Source organism: Kitasatospora sp. NBC_01266, assembly GCF_036242395.1.
In the GTDB taxonomy this organism is placed as follows: Bacteria; Actinomycetota; Actinomycetes; order Streptomycetales; family Streptomycetaceae; genus Kitasatospora.
Window position 1 is genome coordinate 5,124,038 of the sequence record NZ_CP108458.1, and the last position, 17,585, is coordinate 5,141,622.

Annotated in this window: 17 protein-coding genes and 1 pseudogene; 12 read left to right on the top strand and 6 right to left on the bottom strand. The window is 72.0% G+C overall.

All coding sequences use genetic code 11. From position 1 onward, the window contains the following. Nucleotides 1-8: 8 nt before the first annotated feature. Nucleotides 9-500, bottom strand: a complete 492-nt coding sequence (locus OG403_RS22390) for an Lrp/AsnC family transcriptional regulator (RefSeq protein WP_329567123.1) — start codon at nucleotides 498-500, stop codon at nucleotides 9-11. A 111-nt stretch (nucleotides 501-611) separates the two neighbouring features. Here OG403_RS22390 and OG403_RS22395 point away from each other — a divergent pair, with 111 nt between their 5' ends. The 4 genes and pseudogenes from OG403_RS22395 to OG403_RS22410 all read left to right on the top strand — a co-directional run bounded on the left by OG403_RS22395 (nucleotide 612) and on the right by OG403_RS22410 (nucleotide 4,441). Then, a complete protein-coding gene (locus OG403_RS22395) occupies nucleotides 612-2,288 on the top strand; it encodes a histidine decarboxylase (protein WP_329567125.1) in 1,677 nt (558 codons plus the stop codon). A 198-nt stretch (nucleotides 2,289-2,486) separates the two neighbouring features. Beyond that, nucleotides 2,487-3,035, top strand: a pseudogene (locus OG403_RS22400) (SigE family RNA polymerase sigma factor). Next, on the top strand, nucleotides 3,032-4,177 hold the full coding sequence (locus OG403_RS22405; RefSeq protein ID WP_329567127.1) for an alpha/beta hydrolase: 1,146 nt from the start codon (nucleotides 3,032-3,034) through the stop codon (nucleotides 4,175-4,177). The pseudogene OG403_RS22400 and the gene OG403_RS22405 overlap by 4 nt, the downstream one beginning before the upstream one ends. Nucleotides 4,178-4,267: 90 nt before the next feature. Next, entirely contained in the window at nucleotides 4,268-4,441 is a 174-nt protein-coding gene (locus OG403_RS22410) for a DUF255 domain-containing protein (protein ID WP_329567129.1), read from the top strand. A gap of 27 nt (nucleotides 4,442-4,468) precedes the next feature. Here OG403_RS22410 and OG403_RS22415 read toward each other — a convergent pair whose 3' ends face one another. Continuing rightward, nucleotides 4,469-4,876, bottom strand: coding sequence for a PIN domain-containing protein (locus OG403_RS22415; RefSeq protein WP_329567131.1), 408 nt, complete (start codon nucleotides 4,874-4,876; stop codon nucleotides 4,469-4,471). Between the two features lie 136 nt (nucleotides 4,877-5,012). On the opposite strand from OG403_RS22415, the gene OG403_RS22420 reads away from it, so the two are divergent. The 4 genes from OG403_RS22420 (at nucleotide 5,013) to OG403_RS22435 (ending at nucleotide 8,973) form a co-directional block, all read left to right on the top strand. Next, nucleotides 5,013-5,366, top strand: a complete 354-nt coding sequence (locus OG403_RS22420; protein WP_329567133.1) for a hypothetical protein — start codon at nucleotides 5,013-5,015, stop codon at nucleotides 5,364-5,366. After that, nucleotides 5,363-5,614 carry a hypothetical protein gene (locus OG403_RS22425; RefSeq protein WP_329567135.1) on the top strand — a complete coding sequence of 84 codons (252 nt, stop codon included), beginning with the start codon at nucleotides 5,363-5,365 and terminating at the stop codon, nucleotides 5,612-5,614. Before OG403_RS22420 ends, OG403_RS22425 begins: the two co-directional genes overlap by 4 nt. 366 nt (nucleotides 5,615-5,980) lie before the next feature. Continuing rightward, nucleotides 5,981-8,023, top strand: coding sequence for a thioredoxin domain-containing protein (locus tag OG403_RS22430; RefSeq protein ID WP_329567137.1), 2,043 nt, complete (start codon nucleotides 5,981-5,983; stop codon nucleotides 8,021-8,023). Nucleotides 8,024-8,115: 92 nt separating this feature from the next. Further along, nucleotides 8,116-8,973 (top strand): GNAT family N-acetyltransferase, encoded by an 858-nt coding sequence (locus tag OG403_RS22435; RefSeq protein WP_329567139.1) that lies wholly within the window; start codon nucleotides 8,116-8,118, stop codon nucleotides 8,971-8,973. On the opposite strand, the gene OG403_RS22440 is transcribed toward OG403_RS22435, so the two are convergent. Beyond that, a complete protein-coding gene (locus OG403_RS22440) occupies nucleotides 8,954-9,913 on the bottom strand; it encodes a hypothetical protein (protein WP_442910956.1) in 960 nt (319 codons plus the stop codon). The genes OG403_RS22435 and OG403_RS22440 overlap by 20 nt on opposite strands. A gap of 282 nt (nucleotides 9,914-10,195) precedes the next feature. Here OG403_RS22440 and OG403_RS22445 point away from each other — a divergent pair, with 282 nt between their 5' ends. Together OG403_RS22445 and OG403_RS22450 are read left to right on the top strand one after the other, a co-directional pair. After that, complete coding sequence (locus OG403_RS22445) at nucleotides 10,196-10,897, top strand: papain-like cysteine protease family protein (protein WP_329567141.1); 702 nt, start codon at nucleotides 10,196-10,198, stop codon at nucleotides 10,895-10,897. Nucleotides 10,898-10,907: 10 nt separating this feature from the next. After that, nucleotides 10,908-11,741 carry a hypothetical protein gene (locus OG403_RS22450; protein WP_329567143.1) on the top strand — a complete coding sequence of 278 codons (834 nt, stop codon included), beginning with the start codon at nucleotides 10,908-10,910 and terminating at the stop codon, nucleotides 11,739-11,741. A 75-nt stretch (nucleotides 11,742-11,816) separates the two neighbouring features. Here OG403_RS22450 and OG403_RS22455 read toward each other — a convergent pair whose 3' ends face one another. Together OG403_RS22455 and OG403_RS22460 are read right to left on the bottom strand one after the other, a co-directional pair. Then, nucleotides 11,817-12,473 (bottom strand): TetR family transcriptional regulator, encoded by a 657-nt coding sequence (locus tag OG403_RS22455; protein ID WP_329567144.1) that lies wholly within the window; start codon nucleotides 12,471-12,473, stop codon nucleotides 11,817-11,819. Continuing rightward, nucleotides 12,470-14,101: an MFS transporter gene (locus OG403_RS22460; RefSeq protein WP_329567145.1), complete on the bottom strand. Its 1,632-nt coding sequence runs from the start codon at nucleotides 14,099-14,101 to the stop codon at nucleotides 12,470-12,472. Before OG403_RS22460 ends, OG403_RS22455 begins: the two co-directional genes overlap by 4 nt. Nucleotides 14,102-14,337: 236 nt before the next feature. Here OG403_RS22460 and OG403_RS22465 point away from each other — a divergent pair, with 236 nt between their 5' ends. After that, entirely contained in the window at nucleotides 14,338-14,688 is a 351-nt protein-coding gene (locus OG403_RS22465) for a hypothetical protein (protein ID WP_329567147.1), read from the top strand. 43 nt (nucleotides 14,689-14,731) lie between these two features. Here the strand turns inward: OG403_RS22465 and trhA are convergent, their stop codons facing one another. Then, entirely contained in the window at nucleotides 14,732-15,463 is a 732-nt protein-coding gene (gene trhA / locus OG403_RS22470; RefSeq protein WP_329567148.1) for a PAQR family membrane homeostasis protein TrhA, read from the bottom strand. 276 nt (nucleotides 15,464-15,739) lie between these two features. Here trhA and OG403_RS22475 point away from each other — a divergent pair, with 276 nt between their 5' ends. Beyond that, nucleotides 15,740-17,566 (top strand): phosphoenolpyruvate carboxykinase (GTP), encoded by a 1,827-nt coding sequence (locus OG403_RS22475; RefSeq protein WP_329567150.1) that lies wholly within the window; start codon nucleotides 15,740-15,742, stop codon nucleotides 17,564-17,566. Nucleotides 17,567-17,585 lie beyond the last annotated feature (19 nt).

A 17,585-nucleotide genomic window follows, 5' to 3' on the forward strand; every position in this document is an offset into this window, starting at 1 on the left:
GGGCGCGGTCACGGGCCCGGCGTCAGCTGACGGCGGCCGGCGATCTGCTCGAAGATCAGGTTGGTCCGGGTCTGGGCCACCGCCGGGTGGGTGGTGAGGTGGTCGACCACGAAGTCGCGCAGGGCGTCGGGGTGGGCGAGGGCGACGTGCAGGAGGTAGTCGTCGGAACCGGCCATGTGGAAGACGGCGACCACGCCGGGCAGGTCGGGGGCGGTGTCCCGGAAGCTCTCGTTCTGCTCCCGGGTGTGCGCCCGGAGCCGGACCGAGATCATCGCCTGCAGCGGCAGTCCGATCGCGGCGGGGGCTATCTCGGCCCGGAAGGCGCGGATCACCCCGCGCTCGCGCAGCGCGCGCACCCGGGCCAGGCAGGTCGAGGGGGCGATGCCCACCGCGTCCGCGAGCGCGTTGTTCGGGGTGCGGGCGTTGTCGGCGAGGATCCGCAGGATCGCCCGGTCCACGTCGTCGAGGGGCACCCGCTGGGTGTGAGGATTGTTCGGCACGGGGTCCAGGGTCGCCGCCCGGACCGATGATATGCAAGGAATCCGCGGCTGATTCCGAATCTTCTGCGGATTGCTTCCCCTCGAGACGCCACAGGTTCCATCCTGACTGCCATGATCCGAACCGACGCCCTGCCCGCCCTCGCGGCCCACGACGAGCTCAGCCGGCTGGAGCCGGACGTCCGTGAGTTCGCGATACCGGCGCAAGGGCTGGACGAGGAGCAGCGGCTGCGCGCCCTCAACCGGATGGACGAGTACCTGACCCGGAAGCGCCGGCACCTGCTCGGCTTCCAGGCCACCCAGGAGATGGGCGGCAGCGCCTTCGATCTCGGCCGGTTCATGCAGCACAACATCAACAACCTCGGCGACCCGTTCCAGAGCGGCGGCTACAAGCCGAACACCAAGGTCGTCGAGCGCGCGGTGCTCGACTACTACGCCGCCCTGTGGCACGCCGACGGGCCGCACCGCCCCGACGACCCCGAGTCCTACTGGGGCTATGTGCTCTCCATGGGCTCGACCGAGGGCAACATGTACGCGCTCTGGAACGCCCGGGACTACCTGAGCGGCAAGCCGCTGATCCAGCCGTCGCCCCGCACTCCCGGCGCCCAGGCCCTCGGGCCGGTCAACCCCAACGCCCGCCGCCCGGTGGCCTTCTACTCCGAGGACACCCACTACTCCTTCGCCAAGGCCGTCTGCGTGCTGGGCGTCGAGACCTTCCACGCGGTCGGCACCGAGCAGTACCCGGGCGAGTGCCCGCTGACCGGACCGGCCGGGGAGCCGCGTGACTGGCCCACCGAGGTGCCCTCGCGCAGCGGCCCCTCGGGGCTCTCCTGGGACGGCACCGGCGAGATCGACACCGACGCCCTGGCGGTGCTGGTGGAGTTCTTCGCCGCGAAGGGCCACCCGGTCTTCGTCAGCCTCAACCTCGGCAGCACCTTCAAGGGCGCCCACGACGACGTGCGCGGGGTCTGCGAGCGCCTGCTGCCGATCTTCGAGAAGCACGGGCTGATCCAGGGCCCGGTGGTGCACGGCAAGGACCCGGTCACCGGCGAGCCGCTGACCGACCTGCGCCGGCGCTTCTGGATCCACGTGGACGGCGCCCTCGGGGCCGGCTACGTGCCCTTCATGCGGATGGCCGGCGCGGCCGGACCGGACGACGGCACGGCGGGCTTCGGCTGGACTCCCGACACCGAGCTGCCGGAGTTCGACTTCGGCATCACCCTGCCCACCAGCGAGTTCGGCGACCTCGACATGGTCTCCTCGATCGCCATGAGCGGCCACAAGTGGCCCGGCGCGCCCTGGCCGTGCGGCATCTACATGACCAAGGTCAAGTACCAGGTCGCACCCCCGTCCCAGCCGGAGTACACGGGCGCGCCCGACACCACCTTCGCCGGCTCCCGCAACGGCTTCTCCCCGCTGGTGCTCTGGGACCACCTCTCCCGCTACTCCCACCAGGACCAGGTCGACCGGATCCGCCGCTCCCAGCAGCTCGCCGCCTACCTGGAGCAGCAACTGCGCCTGCTGGAGCTGGAGAAGGACGTCGACCTCTGGCCGGCCCGCACCCCGGGCGCCATCACCGTCCGCTTCCGCAAGCCCAGCCCCGAGCTGGTAGCCAAGTGGTCGCTCTCCTCGCAGGACGTCCTGACCGTCCCGGGCGACGAGACCACCCGCCGCAGCTACGTGCACGTCTTCCTGATGTCCTCGGTCGACCGGGCCAAGCTGGACGCGCTGCTGGCGGATCTCGGCACCGACCCCGTCATCCTCGGCGCGGCCCGCTCGTCGGAGAGCTGATCCCGCGCCCTGAGCGGACCGTCACCGCCCTCAGGGCCGCCCTTGCCGTCGTGGGCCCCGGACCGCCTGCCGCATGGCGGCAGCGGTTCTCCCAGCCGTCCTGTCCGATCGGAGGCGGTGCTCTGCAGTAGTCGTCGGCCCCGCCAGGCAACCTGATCCACGGAGTTCGTGGTCTGGACGGCTGAGGGGGTGATGCTGATGGGCAGCTACGACGAGGAGGCGGAGTTCAGTGGCTTCGTACAGGGCAGGTGGAACGGGCTGGTCCGGACGGCGTACCTGCTGACCGGGAACCAGCACGACGCGGAGGATCTGGCGCAGACCGCGCTGGCCAAGGTGTAAGCGTCCTGGCGACGGGTCCGCAGCAGCGACAGCCCGGACGCGTACGTGCGGCGCATCCTGGTGAACAGCAACTTCGACCGTTTCCGCAAGCGCCGCCTGGCGGAGTACCCGACCGACGAACCGCTGGAGCCGAGCGGCCCGCACCCGACGGACGCCGGCGCGCAGTTCGACCAGCGCCAGGTGCTCTTCGCCGCTCTCGCCACGCTGCCCGCGCGGCAGCGCGCCGTGGTGGTGCTGCGCTACTGGGAGGACCTCTCCGAAGCACAGGTCGCCGCCGCGCTCGGCTGCTCCGCCGGCACCGTCAAGAGCCAGGCCGCCAAGGGACTGGCCAAGCTGCGTGCCCACTCCGCCCTCACCGACCTCAGCACGCCGGCCACGACCGACTCCCGATTGAAGGTGTCCGCATGACCTGGCCCGACGAGAGCCGCATCCCCACCGACGAACCAGGGCTGCGCCATGCCCTCGCCCACGGCGCGGCGGACCTCGTCGTCTCCCCGGCACCGTACGCGGCGATCATCAGCGACGGCCGGGGGCTGCGACGGCACCGGACCGCAGCGCGTACCGCGCTCGCCGTGACGATGGTCGTCGTCCCCGCCCTCACCCTCGCGCTGCTCCCAGGACGCCACCCGGCTCCCCCGCCCGGCCCGAGCAGTGCGGCGAGCAGTGCGGCGAGCAGCGCGGCGAGCAGTGCGGCGCCGCAGGACTCCAAGGTCGTGATGCCGACCGGTCCGGCCGCCAGTCTGACGAAGGACCGTGACACCAAGGCCGGTCCGATCATGGTGACCACCCTGGCAGGCCCCAAGTCCGGTGTCACCGGCCAGGTCTGGGTCTGGCTGCCGCCGCAGTACAGCGACCCGAAGTACGCCAAGTTCGGCTTCCCGGTGCTGACCCTCTACGCGGGTGGCCAGAGCAACGGCTACAACACCTGGACGGACGACCAGCTGCCGATCCAGGAGATCGACGCCCAGCTCGCCCAGCAGGACCAGGCGCACCCCTTCATCATGATCATGCCGGTGCAGAACCTGACCGGCGACGAGAACCGGTCCCTGGACTGCTCCGACATCCCCGGCCAGCCGAAGATGGGCACCTGGTTGTCCCAGGACGTCCCGGACTTCGTGCGTGCCAACTTCCGCACCCTCAAAGGTCGCGACAGCTGGGGCCTGATGGGCGCCGCCACCGGTGCCTTCTGCAGCGCGAAGCTGGCCCTGCAGCACCCCGACCTCTACGCGGCCGCCGTGCCGATCGACGGCTATTTCAAGGCGGACTCCACGCTCTGGCAGGGCCACCAGGCCGAGCAGGACGCCAACAGTCCGGACGTGCTGGTCAGCCAGAGCAAGGCCGACGTGCGGATGCTCGCCACTGCCGGAGGGGCGAACGCCGACGAGGTCAAGCTGGTCAAGGACTGGGCGGCCAAGGCGGCCGCGCCCACCGAGATCGACTACTACGAGCAGCCCGGCGGCAAGGACCTGACCACGGACTTCGAGAAGCTGATCCCGATGGCCCTGGAGTGGCTCACCAAGAACCTCACCGGCCCGCAGAGCGACAGCTGACGACCCGTCCTGGCTCGTAGCAGTCAGCGCAGGTCCACCCGGAAAGGGCACCGAGGGACGGTCAGGCATACGAAGATCCGCAGATAGCTGATGGAGCATGAGTGCGAAACGGCCAAGTGGACGGAGGTGCGCGGGTTCCACGCTCGGGTCGGGGCGTGGCGCTGTGAGAGGCCGGGGCGCCTGGACCGGCTCGAGGAAGCGCGACGGCGCGATGCGCCCGTTCGGCTGTCGGTCGGTTACGCGGCCTGCCACTGGTGCCAGTGAACTCGCAAACGCGGTAGTCGGTGGTGCTCACACCTCTCTGATGATCACGCGGCTTCCGCAGAGCTTCGACCAGTCGTCGCGGTCGGAGGTCAGGACGATCACGGGGGCCGCGACGCGGAGCGCGAGCGCGGCGACGAGGGCGTCGATCGCATATTTGTGCCCGTGTAACCCGCCTGCGTCCCGAAGCAGCGCCACTGCGGTCAGGGAGTCCTCCTGGCTGACCGGTTCCACCCGCAGCCGAGAGAGCACCCACTTCAAGCGCGCCAGATCGGTCTGCTCCTGCACAGCTTCAACGATGGTCAGCACAGACACCAGGACGGGAACCCCGACCTGCCGGGATGCCTCGATGCGAGCTGCCATCCCACGGTCGTTGCGCAGGAGCAGAGAGAGCGCCTCGGAGTCGAGCACCAGCGCCCGGGCCGGCTGCTCCTTCACGCAGCGCCTCGTTCGACAACGGGCCATGGCAGCCGAGGTGGGACCCGTCCAGTGGGCGCGAGGGTATCCGTGGAACAGAGCAGTGGCGGGATCGCGTCCCTGTAGCGTGGTACCTGCCTACCTGCATGGAGGAGACGTGACCGCACAGCCCGAGCACCACGCTGAAGAGCTGATCCCGCGCCCTGAGCGGACCATCACCGCCCTCAAGGCGGCCCTTGCCGTCGTGGCTCCGGATCGCCTGCCGGAGATGCAGACCGAACAGGCCGAAGCGATCACCAAGGCCATCGACTCCGACACCCTTGCCCCTCTCCGCGGCTTCCTCCTGCGGTGGGCCGTGGTGGTCGAGATCGAGAGGTGTCCGGAGACGGCCTTCAAATTGCGCAGGGCCGAGTACCTCATGCAGGTCGCGGAGGACCCTGACGAATCCCGGCGCCAAGCCCTCACAGCCGCCGAGATCGTCCGAGCCGCGTACCGGACGCTGGGCGCATGAGGTGGTCCTGGGAGTACCTCCCCAGCGAGGAGCATGTCGTTGGCGGAGTCCCACTGGCCTTCGTCGCCGAAGTCGAGAAGAAGGCTGACGAGTTGGTCCGCGCTGCGGAAGCCCTGTACCTCGACGGGACCGCGTACCGGGGCGAGAACCCCAAGAGCAGGACCTCCGACGTTCCGGGCGGCATGTTCGAGTACCTGACCGTCGTACGACATGAGCAGATCTACATCGTCCAGGTCACGTACCTGTAGGCCGTCAACAGGATGCCCGTGGAGGTAGACGGCCGTGACTCTGCCGACGGACTGCAGTTCACAACCACGGACTTTCCCGAAGCGGCTGAGATGGCTCGCAATATCCTCGCGGAGCCGGACAGCGAGATCGGTCGGCGGGAGTCTGTGCTGGACGATTCACCTCTGATGCCTCCACGCAGAGCATGCGAAGCTACCTGGGTAGCGTCGACCAGTTGAGTATGGCTGCATTGTCCGACTCCTGACGGGTCGCCACGAAGAGCGGCCGGAGAGACGGCCAGGCGTGAGCGGATCTGCGTCGTCCAGGTCGCGTGTTTCGGGGCCGTGCGTCCTCGTGGTGATCGGGGACCGTCCTGCGATACTGCCCGCATGGTGAACCGCCTGGCCAATGCCACGTCCCCGTATCTGCTCCAGCACGCCGACAACCCCGTCGACTGGCAGCCCTGGGGCCCCGAGGCCTTCGCCGAGGCCGAGCGGCGCGGGGTGCCGGTGCTGCTCTCCGTCGGCTACGCGGCGTGTCACTGGTGCCACGTCATGGCGCACGAGTCCTTCGAGGACGCGGCGCTCGCCCAGTACCTCAACGGGGAGTTCGTCGCGGTGAAGGTGGACCGCGAGGAGCGGCCGGATGTGGACGCGGTCTACATGGAGGCGGTGCAGGCGGCGACCGGGCAGGGTGGGTGGCCGATGACGGTGTTCCTGACGCCGGACAAGGAGCCGTTCTACTTCGGGACGTACTTCCCGCCCGAGCCGCGGCACGGGATGCCGTCCTTCCGGCAGGTGCTGGAGGGGGTGGCGGCGGCCTGGCGGGAGCGGCCCGAGGAGGTCGCGGAGGTCGCGGGGCGGATCCGGGCGGAGTTGGCGCAGCGGGCCGGGGTGTACGGGGCGGGGGGTGGCAATCCGCCCGGGGAGGCGGAGTTGCACCAGGCGCTGACCGGGCTCAGCCGCAGCTTCGATCCGGTGCGCGGCGGGTTCGGCGGGGCGCCGAAGTTCCCGCCGTCCATGGCGCTGGAGTTCCTGCTGCGACACCACGCGCGGACCGGGTCCGAGGTGGCGCTGGAGCTGGTGGAGCGGACGGCCGAGGCGATGGCGCGCGGCGGGCTCTACGACCAGTTGGGCGGCGGGTTCGCGCGGTACTCGGTGGACGCGGGCTGGGTGGTGCCGCACTTCGAGAAGATGCTCTATGACAACGCGCTGCTGATCCGGGTCTACCTGCACCTGTGGCGGGCCACCGGGGATGAGCGGGCGCGCCGGGTGGCGCTGGAGACGGCGGACTTCCTGGTGCGCGAACTGGGCACGGCCGAGGGCGGGTTCGCCTCCGCGCTGGACGCCGACAGCCAGGATGAGCGGGGCGCGCACCGCGAGGGGGCGTACTACGTGTGGACGCCCGCGCAGCTGGCCGGGGCGCTGGGGGAGCGGGACGGGGCGCTGGCCGCCGAGCTGTTCGGCGTGACGGCGGAGGGCACCTTCGAGGAGGGCGCCTCGGTGCTGCAACTGCTCCGGGATCCCGAGGACGACGCCGCGTACCACCGGGTGCGGGCCGCGCTGCTGGCGGCGCGGGCGCAGCGGCCGGCGCCGGCGCGGGACGACAAGGTGGTGGCCGCCTGGAACGGGTTGGCGATCGCCGCGCTCGCCGAGACCGGGGCGCTGCTGGACCGCCCCGACCTGGTGGCGGCCGCCGAGCGGGCCGCCGACCTGCTGCTGAGCGTCCATCTGACCGCGCCGGGGCGGCTGTTGCGCACCTCGCGGGACGGGCGGCCGGGGGCCAACGCGGGCGTCCTGGAGGACTACGCCGACGTGGCCGAGGGGTTCCTGGCGCTGTACGCGGTGACCGGCGAGGCCGAATGGCTCGGCCTGGCGGGCGGGTTGCTCGACACGGTGCTTGGGCACTTCACCGACGAGGCGTCAGGAAGCCTGTATGACACGGCAGATGACGCCGAGGAGCTGATCCGCCGCCCGCAGGACCCGACCGACAACGCCACCCCGTCCGGCTGGACCGCTGCCGCCCAGGCGCTGCTGAGCTACGCCGCCTACACCGGCTCGGAGCGCCACCGCACCGCCGCCGAGCGGGCGTTGGGCGTGGTCGGGGCACTGGCGGGGCAGGCGCCGAGGTTCATCGGGTGGGGGCTGGCAGCCGGCGAGGCGCTGCTGGACGGGCCGCGCGAGGTCGCGGTGGTCGGCCCGGCCGGCGACCCGCGCACCGCGGCCCTGCACCGTGCCGCGCTGCTGGCCACCGCGCCCGGCGCGGTGGTGGCCGTCGGCGAGCCGGGCGCGGGGGCCGAGGTGCCGCTGCTGGCGCACCGGCCGCTGCTCGACGGAGCGCCGGCCGCCTATGTGTGCCGGCACTTCGCCTGCCAGGTGCCCACCGCGGACCCGGCGGTGCTGGGGGAGCAACTCGGCGTGCGAGCCGGTTGATTCGAGTCCGGCCAAAATTCGGGTCCGGCCGTAATGCGGGTCCGGCCGTAATTCGGGTGCGGCCGACCGGGGGAGTGGCCCAGCATCGGGGGATGACCTGGACTCTCACCGACTCGCTCGCCGAGTTCCGCGCCGCCGCCGGGGCCTTCCTGGCGGCGCACCCGGCCGAGAACACCGTCATGCTCACCCTGGTCGACCGGCTGGCGGCCGGCAGCCCGGCCGGTGGCGACCCGGGCAAGCCGCCGCGCTTCGGCTGGTGGCGCCCGAGCGTCGGGGCACCGGTGGCGGGGGCCTGGATGCAGACCCCGCCGCAGCCGGTCCGGCTCGGCGCGATGCCCCTGGAGGCGGCCACCGAGCTGCTGGACGTGCTGGTCGACGGACCCGAACTGACCGGCGTGGCCGGCGCCGTGGGCCGGGCGCGGGCGTTCGCCGCGGCCTGGGCCGAGCGCTCGGGCGGCAGGGTCGAGGTGCGCGAGGAGCAGCGGCTCTACCGGCTGGGCGAGTTGGCGGTGCCCGCGGTGGCCGGCCGGCTCCGGCAGGCCGGTCCGGCGGACCACGAGCTGCTGGTCGCCTGGTTCAAGGCCTTCTTCGTCGACATCAACATGTTCTCGGTCCACCGGGTCGAGGAGCTGGCCGCGCGCCGGGCCGCCAACGGGGAACTCCACCTCTGGGAGGTCGAGGGCCGGCCGGTCGCGCTGGCAGGGCTCTCCCCGGTGCTCGCCGGGATGACCCGGGTCGGCCCGGTCTACACCCCGCCCGAGCTGCGCACAAACGGCTACGCCAGCGCGGTGACGGCGGCGGTCTCGGCGCTGGCGGGCGAGCGCGGGGCGGCGCAGGTGCTGCTCTACGCCAACCTGGCCAACCCGACCAGCAACTCGATCTACCAGCGGATCGGCTACCGGCCGGTGGAGGACAGCGTGGTCCTCGGCTTCACTCCCAGTCCCAGCTGATCCCCAGCAGGCAGGGCGCCAGCCCGGTGGCGGCCAGCAGCACGCCGTGCTGGCCGTCCAGCGTGAGTTCCTCGCGCTCGTACGGTTCGGCGCCCGGTGCGCTGCGCGCGAAGCGGTGGCAGCGCACCGGCAGTGCGGCCGGGTGGAAGGTGACCTGCAGGACGTACTGCCCGGTCCCGGAGTTGAAGCCGCGCACGAACTCGGTGCTCGGGTCGGGGGCCGGGGCGTCGTCGAAGCCGTAGCCGAGCAGGTGGGTCTCGCCGGTGCGCAGTCTGCGGTCCAACAGCAGTTCGGCGATCACGAGTTGGGAATCCGGGGCGCGGGCGGTCCGGCCGGGGCGGCAGTTCTCCTCGGCCCGGACCCGCACCTGGGAGACGTCGCAGCCCGGGTCGCCCTGGTAGATCGCCAGGTAGCGGTCGATGCCGTCGCGGTGGGCGCGCACCGCGTGCTGGGAGTCGCGGCGCAGCAGCCGGCCGTCCGCGCCGACCCGGATCCGCTCGATGTGGGTGAGGGTGTGCAGGCCGGTGTCGCGTGGCCCGGGGAGTTCGGCGAGCAGTTCGTCCACCGCGTCGGCGGGGGCGATCAGGTCGCGGTAGGGACGGGTGGCGACGGTCATGGCCGGCTCGGCGGACCGTCCCCGGCGCGGGCCGAGCAGCCGGGTGAGCGAGCCGGCCGGCAGCTCCAGGACCTCCTCCAGGGCCCCTACCGCGCGCAGTGATTCGGCCCGTTCGGGGCGGCGCCGGCCCTGCTGCCAGTAGCTGAGGCTGGTCACCCCGACGTGCACCCCGCGGTGCGCCAGATGCTGCTGCACCCGGTGCAGCGCCAGTCCGCGCGCGGCCAGCGCGGTGCGCAGGGCGAGGTGGAAGGGGCCGGTCCGCAGCACCGTGGCCAGGTCGGGGCGGCTGCCGCGCGGTGCGGTGCCGACGGACATGCGCCCCATCGCGGCCTCCTGCCTGCCGGGCCGGCGGCGTGGACGGCCGTCGTGACGGTGGTGAATATTCACACGTCCGAAGCCCCTTGTCACCCTTCCGGAGAGCAGCGGCCGGTGGCGTTCACACTCGCGGGGCGGCGTTCACACCTGACCCGGGGGCGCCCGGAGGGCCGTTGACCAGGGGAGGTCAAGGCCTGATGCTCTGTCACACCCCGGCGCCGCCCGCGAACGGCGCCGGGGTTCGCGTGTCCCCCACTTCCTTTCCCTGCTTCCCCGCAAGGAGGAAACGCCATGTCCGCTTCCAGACCGTCCCGGGCCCCCGGGCGCCTGCGCAAGGCGCTCGCCGTGGCCGCGCTCACCGCGCTCGGCCCGGCCCTGACCGTGGCCACCAGCTCGCCGGCCACCGCCGCCGCCGAGCCCACCGCAGCAGTGCCGGCAGCAGCAGCCGCGCCGGGCCCGCTCGCCCAGGCCCGTCCGGCCTTCGCCGCCGGTGCGCGGACGGCTGCCGACGGCAGCTCGAAGACCCTCAACATCAGCATGCAGCAACAGCAGAACTCCAACTGGTGCTGGGCGGCCAGCGGCGACACCATCGCCAGCTGGTTCGGCTACGACTACACCCAGAACCAGTTCTGCGACGCCGCGTTCGGCAACTCCCTCAACGCCACCTGCCCCAACGACGAGGCGGCGCTGGACGACGTGCAGAACGCGCTGAGCTGGATCGGCATCAACCCGGGCGACTACGTCACCGGGTACCTCAACTACAGCACCGTGCAGAACGAGATCAACAACAACCGGCCGGTGGAGACCCGGATCCAGTGGTCCTCGGGCGGCGGCCACATGGAGGTGCTGTACGGCTACGACCTCAGCGACAACTGGGTCTACTGGGGCGATCCCTGGCCGTCGGACTACCGCTACAACTGGGCGGACTACGACTACTACGTGAGCAACAGCTCCTTCTCCTGGACCCACTCCCTCTACCAGATCGGCGCGTGAGGAGGCGATGATGACGAACCGTCAGATCATCAGGCGAGCCGCCGTCGCGGCCGTACTGGCCGCGGGGGCCGCGGGTACCGGGCTGCTCGCGGCCCCGCTCGCGCAGGCCGACGCCCCCGGGGCGGCGCCGGCCGCGGTGTCGCAGAGCGACCTGGCCGCCGCCCGTGCGGCCGCCCAATCGCCCTCCGTGCTGGCTCGGTTGGGCAGCTTCTTCGCCCATGACCCGGTCTCCCCGGCCGGGTCGGCCCAGCACCTGGCCGGGGCCCCGGACGCGGCGGCGGTGCCGCAGCCGGTCGGCGCCACCGTCCCGGTCTACACCCTGGATCCGGGCTTCGTGGCCGGCGCCAAGGGCGCGGCGGTGGCCCGGCCGGACTTCACCGCCACCGAGGTGGCCGCACCCGACGGCCGCACCGCCTCGGTCTGGACCGTGCGGCAGAACGGCGGCTGGCAGGTGGTGAACATCGCCTCCGGCAGCGACGAGACCCAGTACGCGGCGCTCGGTGCGGCCGGCGGCGGTGGCACGGTCTTCCGCGAACCGCAGGTCAACGCCTGGTACGTGCTGCGCGGCGGACGGGTGCTGCCGCTGGACCCGGAGGCGCGCGGCTCGGTGGGCGCGGGCGGGGTGAGCCTGGCGGCGTACCAGCGGCTGGTGCACCAGCGGTACGGCGACAAGCTGCCGGGCTCGGCCTACGACAAGGCGGGCCTGGGGGGCGGGTTCTCGGCCGAGGGGGCCGGCTCCGCCGGTGCGGTCAACATCCCGGCCGTCACCGGCGCCGCGGCCCTCGGGCTGACCGCGCTGACCGGGGTGGGCCTGGCCGTGCGCCGCCGCCGCACCAGCGGATAGGGCTGCTCCGGGCGGGCGGGCGGGCGCCGCCGCCGACCTGGCCGAGGCCGTACGGCGGCGGCGCCCGCCCGCCCGTCAGGAGCGGAAGCCCTCACCCAGCGCGACGATGGTCCGGTCGAGCAGGTCGGCGATGTCCTGCTCGCCGCCCTGCTCGGCCCAGTACAGGACGGTCTCGGTGGTGGCCGCCGCGAAGGCGGCGGTGAGCACGCGCATGTCCAGGGTCGGGGCGGTCAGCTTCGCCCGCCGGGTGAGCACGTCCAGGAAGACGGCCTGCGGCTCGGCGGCCTGCTGCAGCATCCGGGCCCGCAGCGAGGGGACGTCCAGCACCAGGCGCAGCCGGGTCAGCAACTCGTCGCGGTCGTGCTGCATGATCACCCGGAGCATCGGGACCAGCACCGCCCGCGCCGAGGCCAGGAACGGCTCGTCGTCCGGCCGGGCCAGCAGGGCGGCGGTCATCGGCGGGTCGTACTCGTCGGTGAGGACCAGGTCCTCCTTGGTCGGGAAGTAGCGGAAGAAGGTGGCCGGCGAGACCTCGGCGGCGGCGGCGATCTGGTCCACCGTGGTGTTCTCCCAGCCCTGTTCGCTGAAGAGCCGGTAGGCCTCGCGGCGCAGCGTGCGCCGGGTGCGCTGCTTCTTGCGTTCGCGCAGCGACTGCGGCTCCTGGTACAGCTCGGCGATCGCCTCGCCGGGCTGGAGGTCGGAGGTGGCCGCGGTCGGCTGCGCTTCGCTCATGCCGGGGATTCTCCCAGGGATTCCGGGAGCCCGGTCGGGACCGGGGCCGGGACCGGGGCCACCCGAGGCACCGTCGCCGCTGCCCCCGCGTCCGCTCCGGCCCCCTCGTCCGGCGACACCGCCCCGTCCCGGCGCGGCATCCGCAGCGCGACCAGCAGCGCGGAGAGCGCCGCCACCACGGCGGAGGCGACCAGCACCAGGCCCATCCCGTGCAGATAGGCCTGGTGCGCCGAGGCGGCCAGCGCCGGGTGGCCGAGCCGGCCGGCGATCTCATCGGCGGCCAGCACCGACTGCCCTGCGGTGCGGGCGAGTTGCCCCGGCAGCCCGGCGGTGTGCAGCGCGCCCTGGTAGGCGCTGGCGAGCAGGCTGCCGAAGACCGCCACCCCGATCACGCCGCCCACCTGGCGCAGCGTCTGGAGCAGCCCGGAGCCGACCCCGGCCCGGTCCCCGGGCAGCCGGGTGATCGCCGCGCCGGAGGCCGGGATCAGCGTGAGGCCGAGCCCGGCGCCGAAGAACGGCAGCCAGCAGGCCGCGAAGCCGTAGCCGTCACCAGTGCCGGTCCGGCTGCCGACCAGCATCGAGGCGGCCAGCACCAGCAGCCCGGCGGTGATCAGGGTGCGCGAGCCGAACCGCTGGTGCAGCTTCTCGCTCGCCCGGGCGGCCACCATCAGTCCGGCCATCAGCGGCATCATCCGCAGCCCGGTGCCCAGTGCGTCGGTGCCCAGCACCCCCTGGAAGTAGATCGGCAGCAGGAAGAAGGCGCCGAGCATCACCAGCGAGACCAGGAAGACCGCGATGCAGGCCCAGCGGTAGATCGGATCGGCGAGCAGGCCGAGGTCCAGCATCGGATGGCGCTGCCGGCGGCTGCGCAGCACCAGTGCGGCCAGCGTCGGGACCGAGCCGATCAGCGGCGCCACCACCAGGGGGTCGGACCAGCCGCGCGCGGGGCCCTCGATGATCCCGAAGGTCAGCGCGGACAGGCCGCCGGCGCCGAGCAGCGCGCTGAGCAGGTCCAGGCGCGGAGCAGCCGGGTCCTTGGATTCGGGCAGCAGCAGGAGGCAGGCGACGATGCCGATCGCCACCAGCGGCAGGTTGATCAGGAAGACCGAGCCCCACCAGTAGTGCTGCAGCAGCGCGCCGCCGATCAGCGGCCCGAACGGTGCGCCGGCGGCCAGCGCCGCGGTGAGGATCGCGATCGCCCGGCGCCGTTCGGCGACCGGGAAGAGCCCGGGGATCACGGCCATCGAGAGCGGCATCACGAAGGCGCCGGCCAGGCCCATCGCGGCGCGGGCGGCGATCAGCGTGCCGGCGCTGCTCGCCAGCATGCCGAAGGTCGAGGCCACGCCGAACAGGCCGAGGCCGACGGTGAGCAGCCGGCGCCGCCCGAACCGGTCGCCGAGCAGTCCGGCGGGCAGCAGCAAGGCGGCGAAGGCCAGGGTGTAGGCGTCGACCACCCACTGCTGCTGCCCGGTGCCGGCGTGCAGGGCGGCGGCCATGGTGGGCAGCGCCACGTTGAGGATCGTCTGGTCGAAGCTGATCACCAGGGTGCTGAGCGCGACCGCGATCAGGGCGATCCAGCGGCGCGGGTTGAGGGTCTCCGGGACAGTGCCGTTCTCGGGAGCGCGCATGGCGGACCTCCGGGCGGATTTAAGAGAGTCAATGTCAAATGACAGTAACTCTCAAAAGTTTCGGACGTCAAGGCGCGCACCACTCGCTCCGATCGGTTGATACTTCTGGACTCCGGTGGCGCCACCCGGAGTTGATGAAACATTGATGTGCTGTTCGCCCGTTCCCGACTACTCCCTGTCACTGACGGTAGATACGATGTGCCATTGGGTCAGAACGGGGAGAGGTGGCGAGTGCCGTGAAGGATGCGCGGGACCTGCAGTTCTGGGGGATGGTCACCGTGGTCGGCGCCGCGCTCGCGGTCGTCGCGGCCTACCTGGCCGACGGCGCCGCGCTGGTCTGGGCGGTCGCCTCGGTGGAGGCCCTGCTGGTGATGGTCCATGTCGCGCGCCGCTTCCGGCGCGCGGGGCATCCGGCGGTGCACGTCGAGCGGGGCGGGGGGCGGGACGGGGAGCGTCCGGACGCGGCGCACTGCGAGCGCTGCCGGCGGGCCCGCGAGCTCGGCGCGGAGGCGGTGGCCCGCCGTGACCAGCGGGCCCGCCACGAGCGGCAGGCCCGCCACGAGCAGCAGGCCCGCCAGACTGGCTGACGGGCCTGCGGGTCGAGTCGGTGCGGACGGGCTGAGGCCCGGGTCAGCTGGCCACGGTGTAGGCGACCAGCGAGATGCCCACGTACTGCACGATGAACGCGCCCAGCGTGAAGGCGTGGAAGACCTCGTGGAAGCCGAACCAGCGCGGTGACGGGTTCGGCCGCTTGAGCCCGTAGATCACGCCGCCGGCGCTGTAGAGCAGGCCGCCGACGATCAGCAGCACGACCACGGCGACGCCGCCGGTGCGCAGGAAGTCGGGCAGGAAGAAGACCGCGGCCCAGCCGAGCGCGAGGTAGCAGGGCGTGTAGAGCCAGCGCGGCGCGCCGACCCAGAAGACCCGGAAGGCTATCCCGGCCAGCGCTCCGCCCCAGACCAGCCAGAGCAGCAGCTCACGCCGTCCGCCGTGCAGCAGCAGGATGGTGAACGGCGTGTAGGACCCCGCGATGATCAGGAAGATGTTCGCGTGGTCCAGCCGGCGCAGGATCGCGTCGCCGCGCGGGCCCCAGTCGAACCGGTGGTAGAGCGCGCTGATGCCGAAGAGCAGCCAGGCGCTGACCGAGTAGATCGTGCAGGCGAGCTGCGCCCGGGGTGAGTCGGCCAGGCAGATCAGCACGATGCCCCCCGCGACGGCGGCCGGGAACATCCCGGCGTGCAGCCAGCCGCGCCAGGCGGGCTTGGCGGGCAGCGGTGAGGCACCGGCCGGAGGTGGTGCCTCCGTGGGCAGCGGGAAGCCCGTATCAGCAGTGGCCGCAACCGAGTTCTGATCCGCAGTCATGCCGCTCATGCTACCTACGCGCGCGTAGGTTACCGATAAGTAGGAAGTGCGGCCGGTTGGATTTATACAGAGTGGAGTAGTCGGGTGTGATCGAGGCAACGTCCGGCTCGGACGCAATCGCCCGCCGATAGGCCAGTTTTTGGCCAATGAGTAGCAAAAGTTGAGGCAAGGCTGCCACTGTGCCGCGTTGGGGCTTGAGGACCGGAGCTACGGTGTAACCACCCTCAACCCCCCGGACGCCTGTCCATGGTCGATCAGGCGTGAAACGGAGCGATCGTGTCGTACGAGAACTCTGCCGTCAGCGTCGCGGCACCCACCCGCCACCACCGTCTGCTGGCCTGGGTCAGCGAGATCGCTGAGCTCACCCAGCCCGACCGCGTCGTGTGGTGCGACGGCTCCGAAGAGGAGTACCAGCGCCTCGCGGACCAGTTGGTCGAGCTCGGTACCTTCAAGAAGCTCAACCCCGAGAAGCGGCCCAACTCCTACTACGCCGCTTCCGACCCGAGCGACGTGGCCCGCGTCGAGGACCGCACCTTCATCTGCTCCGAGCAGGAGAAGGACGCCGGCCCGACCAACCACTGGAAGGCGCCCGCCGAGATGCGGGAGATCTTCAGCGGCGCGAGCGGCCTGTTCCGGGGCGCGATGAAGGGCCGCACGATGTACGTCGTGCCGTTCTCGATGGGCCCGGTCGGCTCCCCGCTGGCCGCGTACGGCGTCGAGCTCACCGACTCCGCCTACGTCGCCGTCTCGATGCGCGTGATGACCCGGATGGGCCAGGCCGTGCTCGACCAGCTCGGCGAGGACGGCGACTTCGTCAAGGCCGTGCACACCCTGGGCGCCCCGCTGGCCGAGGGCGAGGCCGACGTGCCGTGGCCGTGCAACACCACCAAGTACATCTCGCACTTCCCGGAGACCAGGGAGATCTGGTCCTTCGGCTCGGGCTACGGCGGCAACGCGCTGCTCGGCAAGAAGTGCTACGCGCTGCGGATCGCCTCCACCATGGCGCGCGACGAGGGCTGGCTGGCCGAGCACATGCTCGTCCTCAAGCTCACCGCGCCCAACGGTGAGGTCAAGTACGTCACCGCCGCCTTCCCGAGCGCCTGCGGCAAGACCAACCTCGCCATGCTCCAGCCCACCATCCCGGGCTGGAAGGTCGAGACGATCGGAGACGACATCGCCTGGATGCGCTTCGGCGCCGACGGGCAGCTCTACGCGATCAACCCGGAGGCCGGCTTCTTCGGCGTCGCCCCCGGCACCGGCGTGGACACCAACGCCAACGCGATCGAGACCCTGTGGGGCAACACCGTCTTCACCAACGTCGCGCTGACCGACGACGGCGACGTGTGGTGGGAGGGCCTGACCGAGGAGCCGCCGGCCCACCTGACCGACTGGCGCGGCAACGACTGGACCCCGGCCAGCGAGACCCCGGCCGCCCACCCGAACGCGCGGTTCGCCGTCCCGGCCGCGCAGTGCCCGACCATCGCCCCCGAGTGGGAGGACCCGGCGGGTGTGCCGATCTCGGCCATCCTGTTCGGCGGCCGCCGGGCCACCGCCGTCCCGCTGGTCACCGAGTCCTTCGACTGGCAGCACGGCGTCTTCCTGGGCTCCAACATCGCCTCCGAGAAGACCGCCGCCGCCGAGGGCACCGTGGGCGAGCTGCGCCGCGACCCGTTCGCGATGCTGCCCTTCTGCGGCTACAACATGGGCGACTACTTCGCGCACTGGATCAAGCTCGGCGCCGCCGCCGACGCGAGCAAGCTGCCGAAGATCTACTACGTCAACTGGTTCCGCAAGAACGCCGCGGGCAAGTTCGTCTGGCCGGGCTACGGCGAGAACAGCCGCGTGCTGAAGTGGATCGTCGAGCGCCTGCAGGGCACCGCGGCCGGTGTGGAGACCCCGATCGGCGTGCTGCCGGCCAAGGACGCGCTCGACCTGGACGGGCTCGACCTGTCGGCCGAGGACCTGGAGCTGCTGCTCTCGGTCGACGCCGACATCTGGCGCCAGGAGGCCGCGCTGATCCCGGGCCACCTGGAGCTGTTCGGCGAGCACACCCCCGTCGAGCTGTGGGACGAGTACCGGGCGCTGCTCAAGCGTCTGGGCTGACCCGCCAAGACTCGGTCCG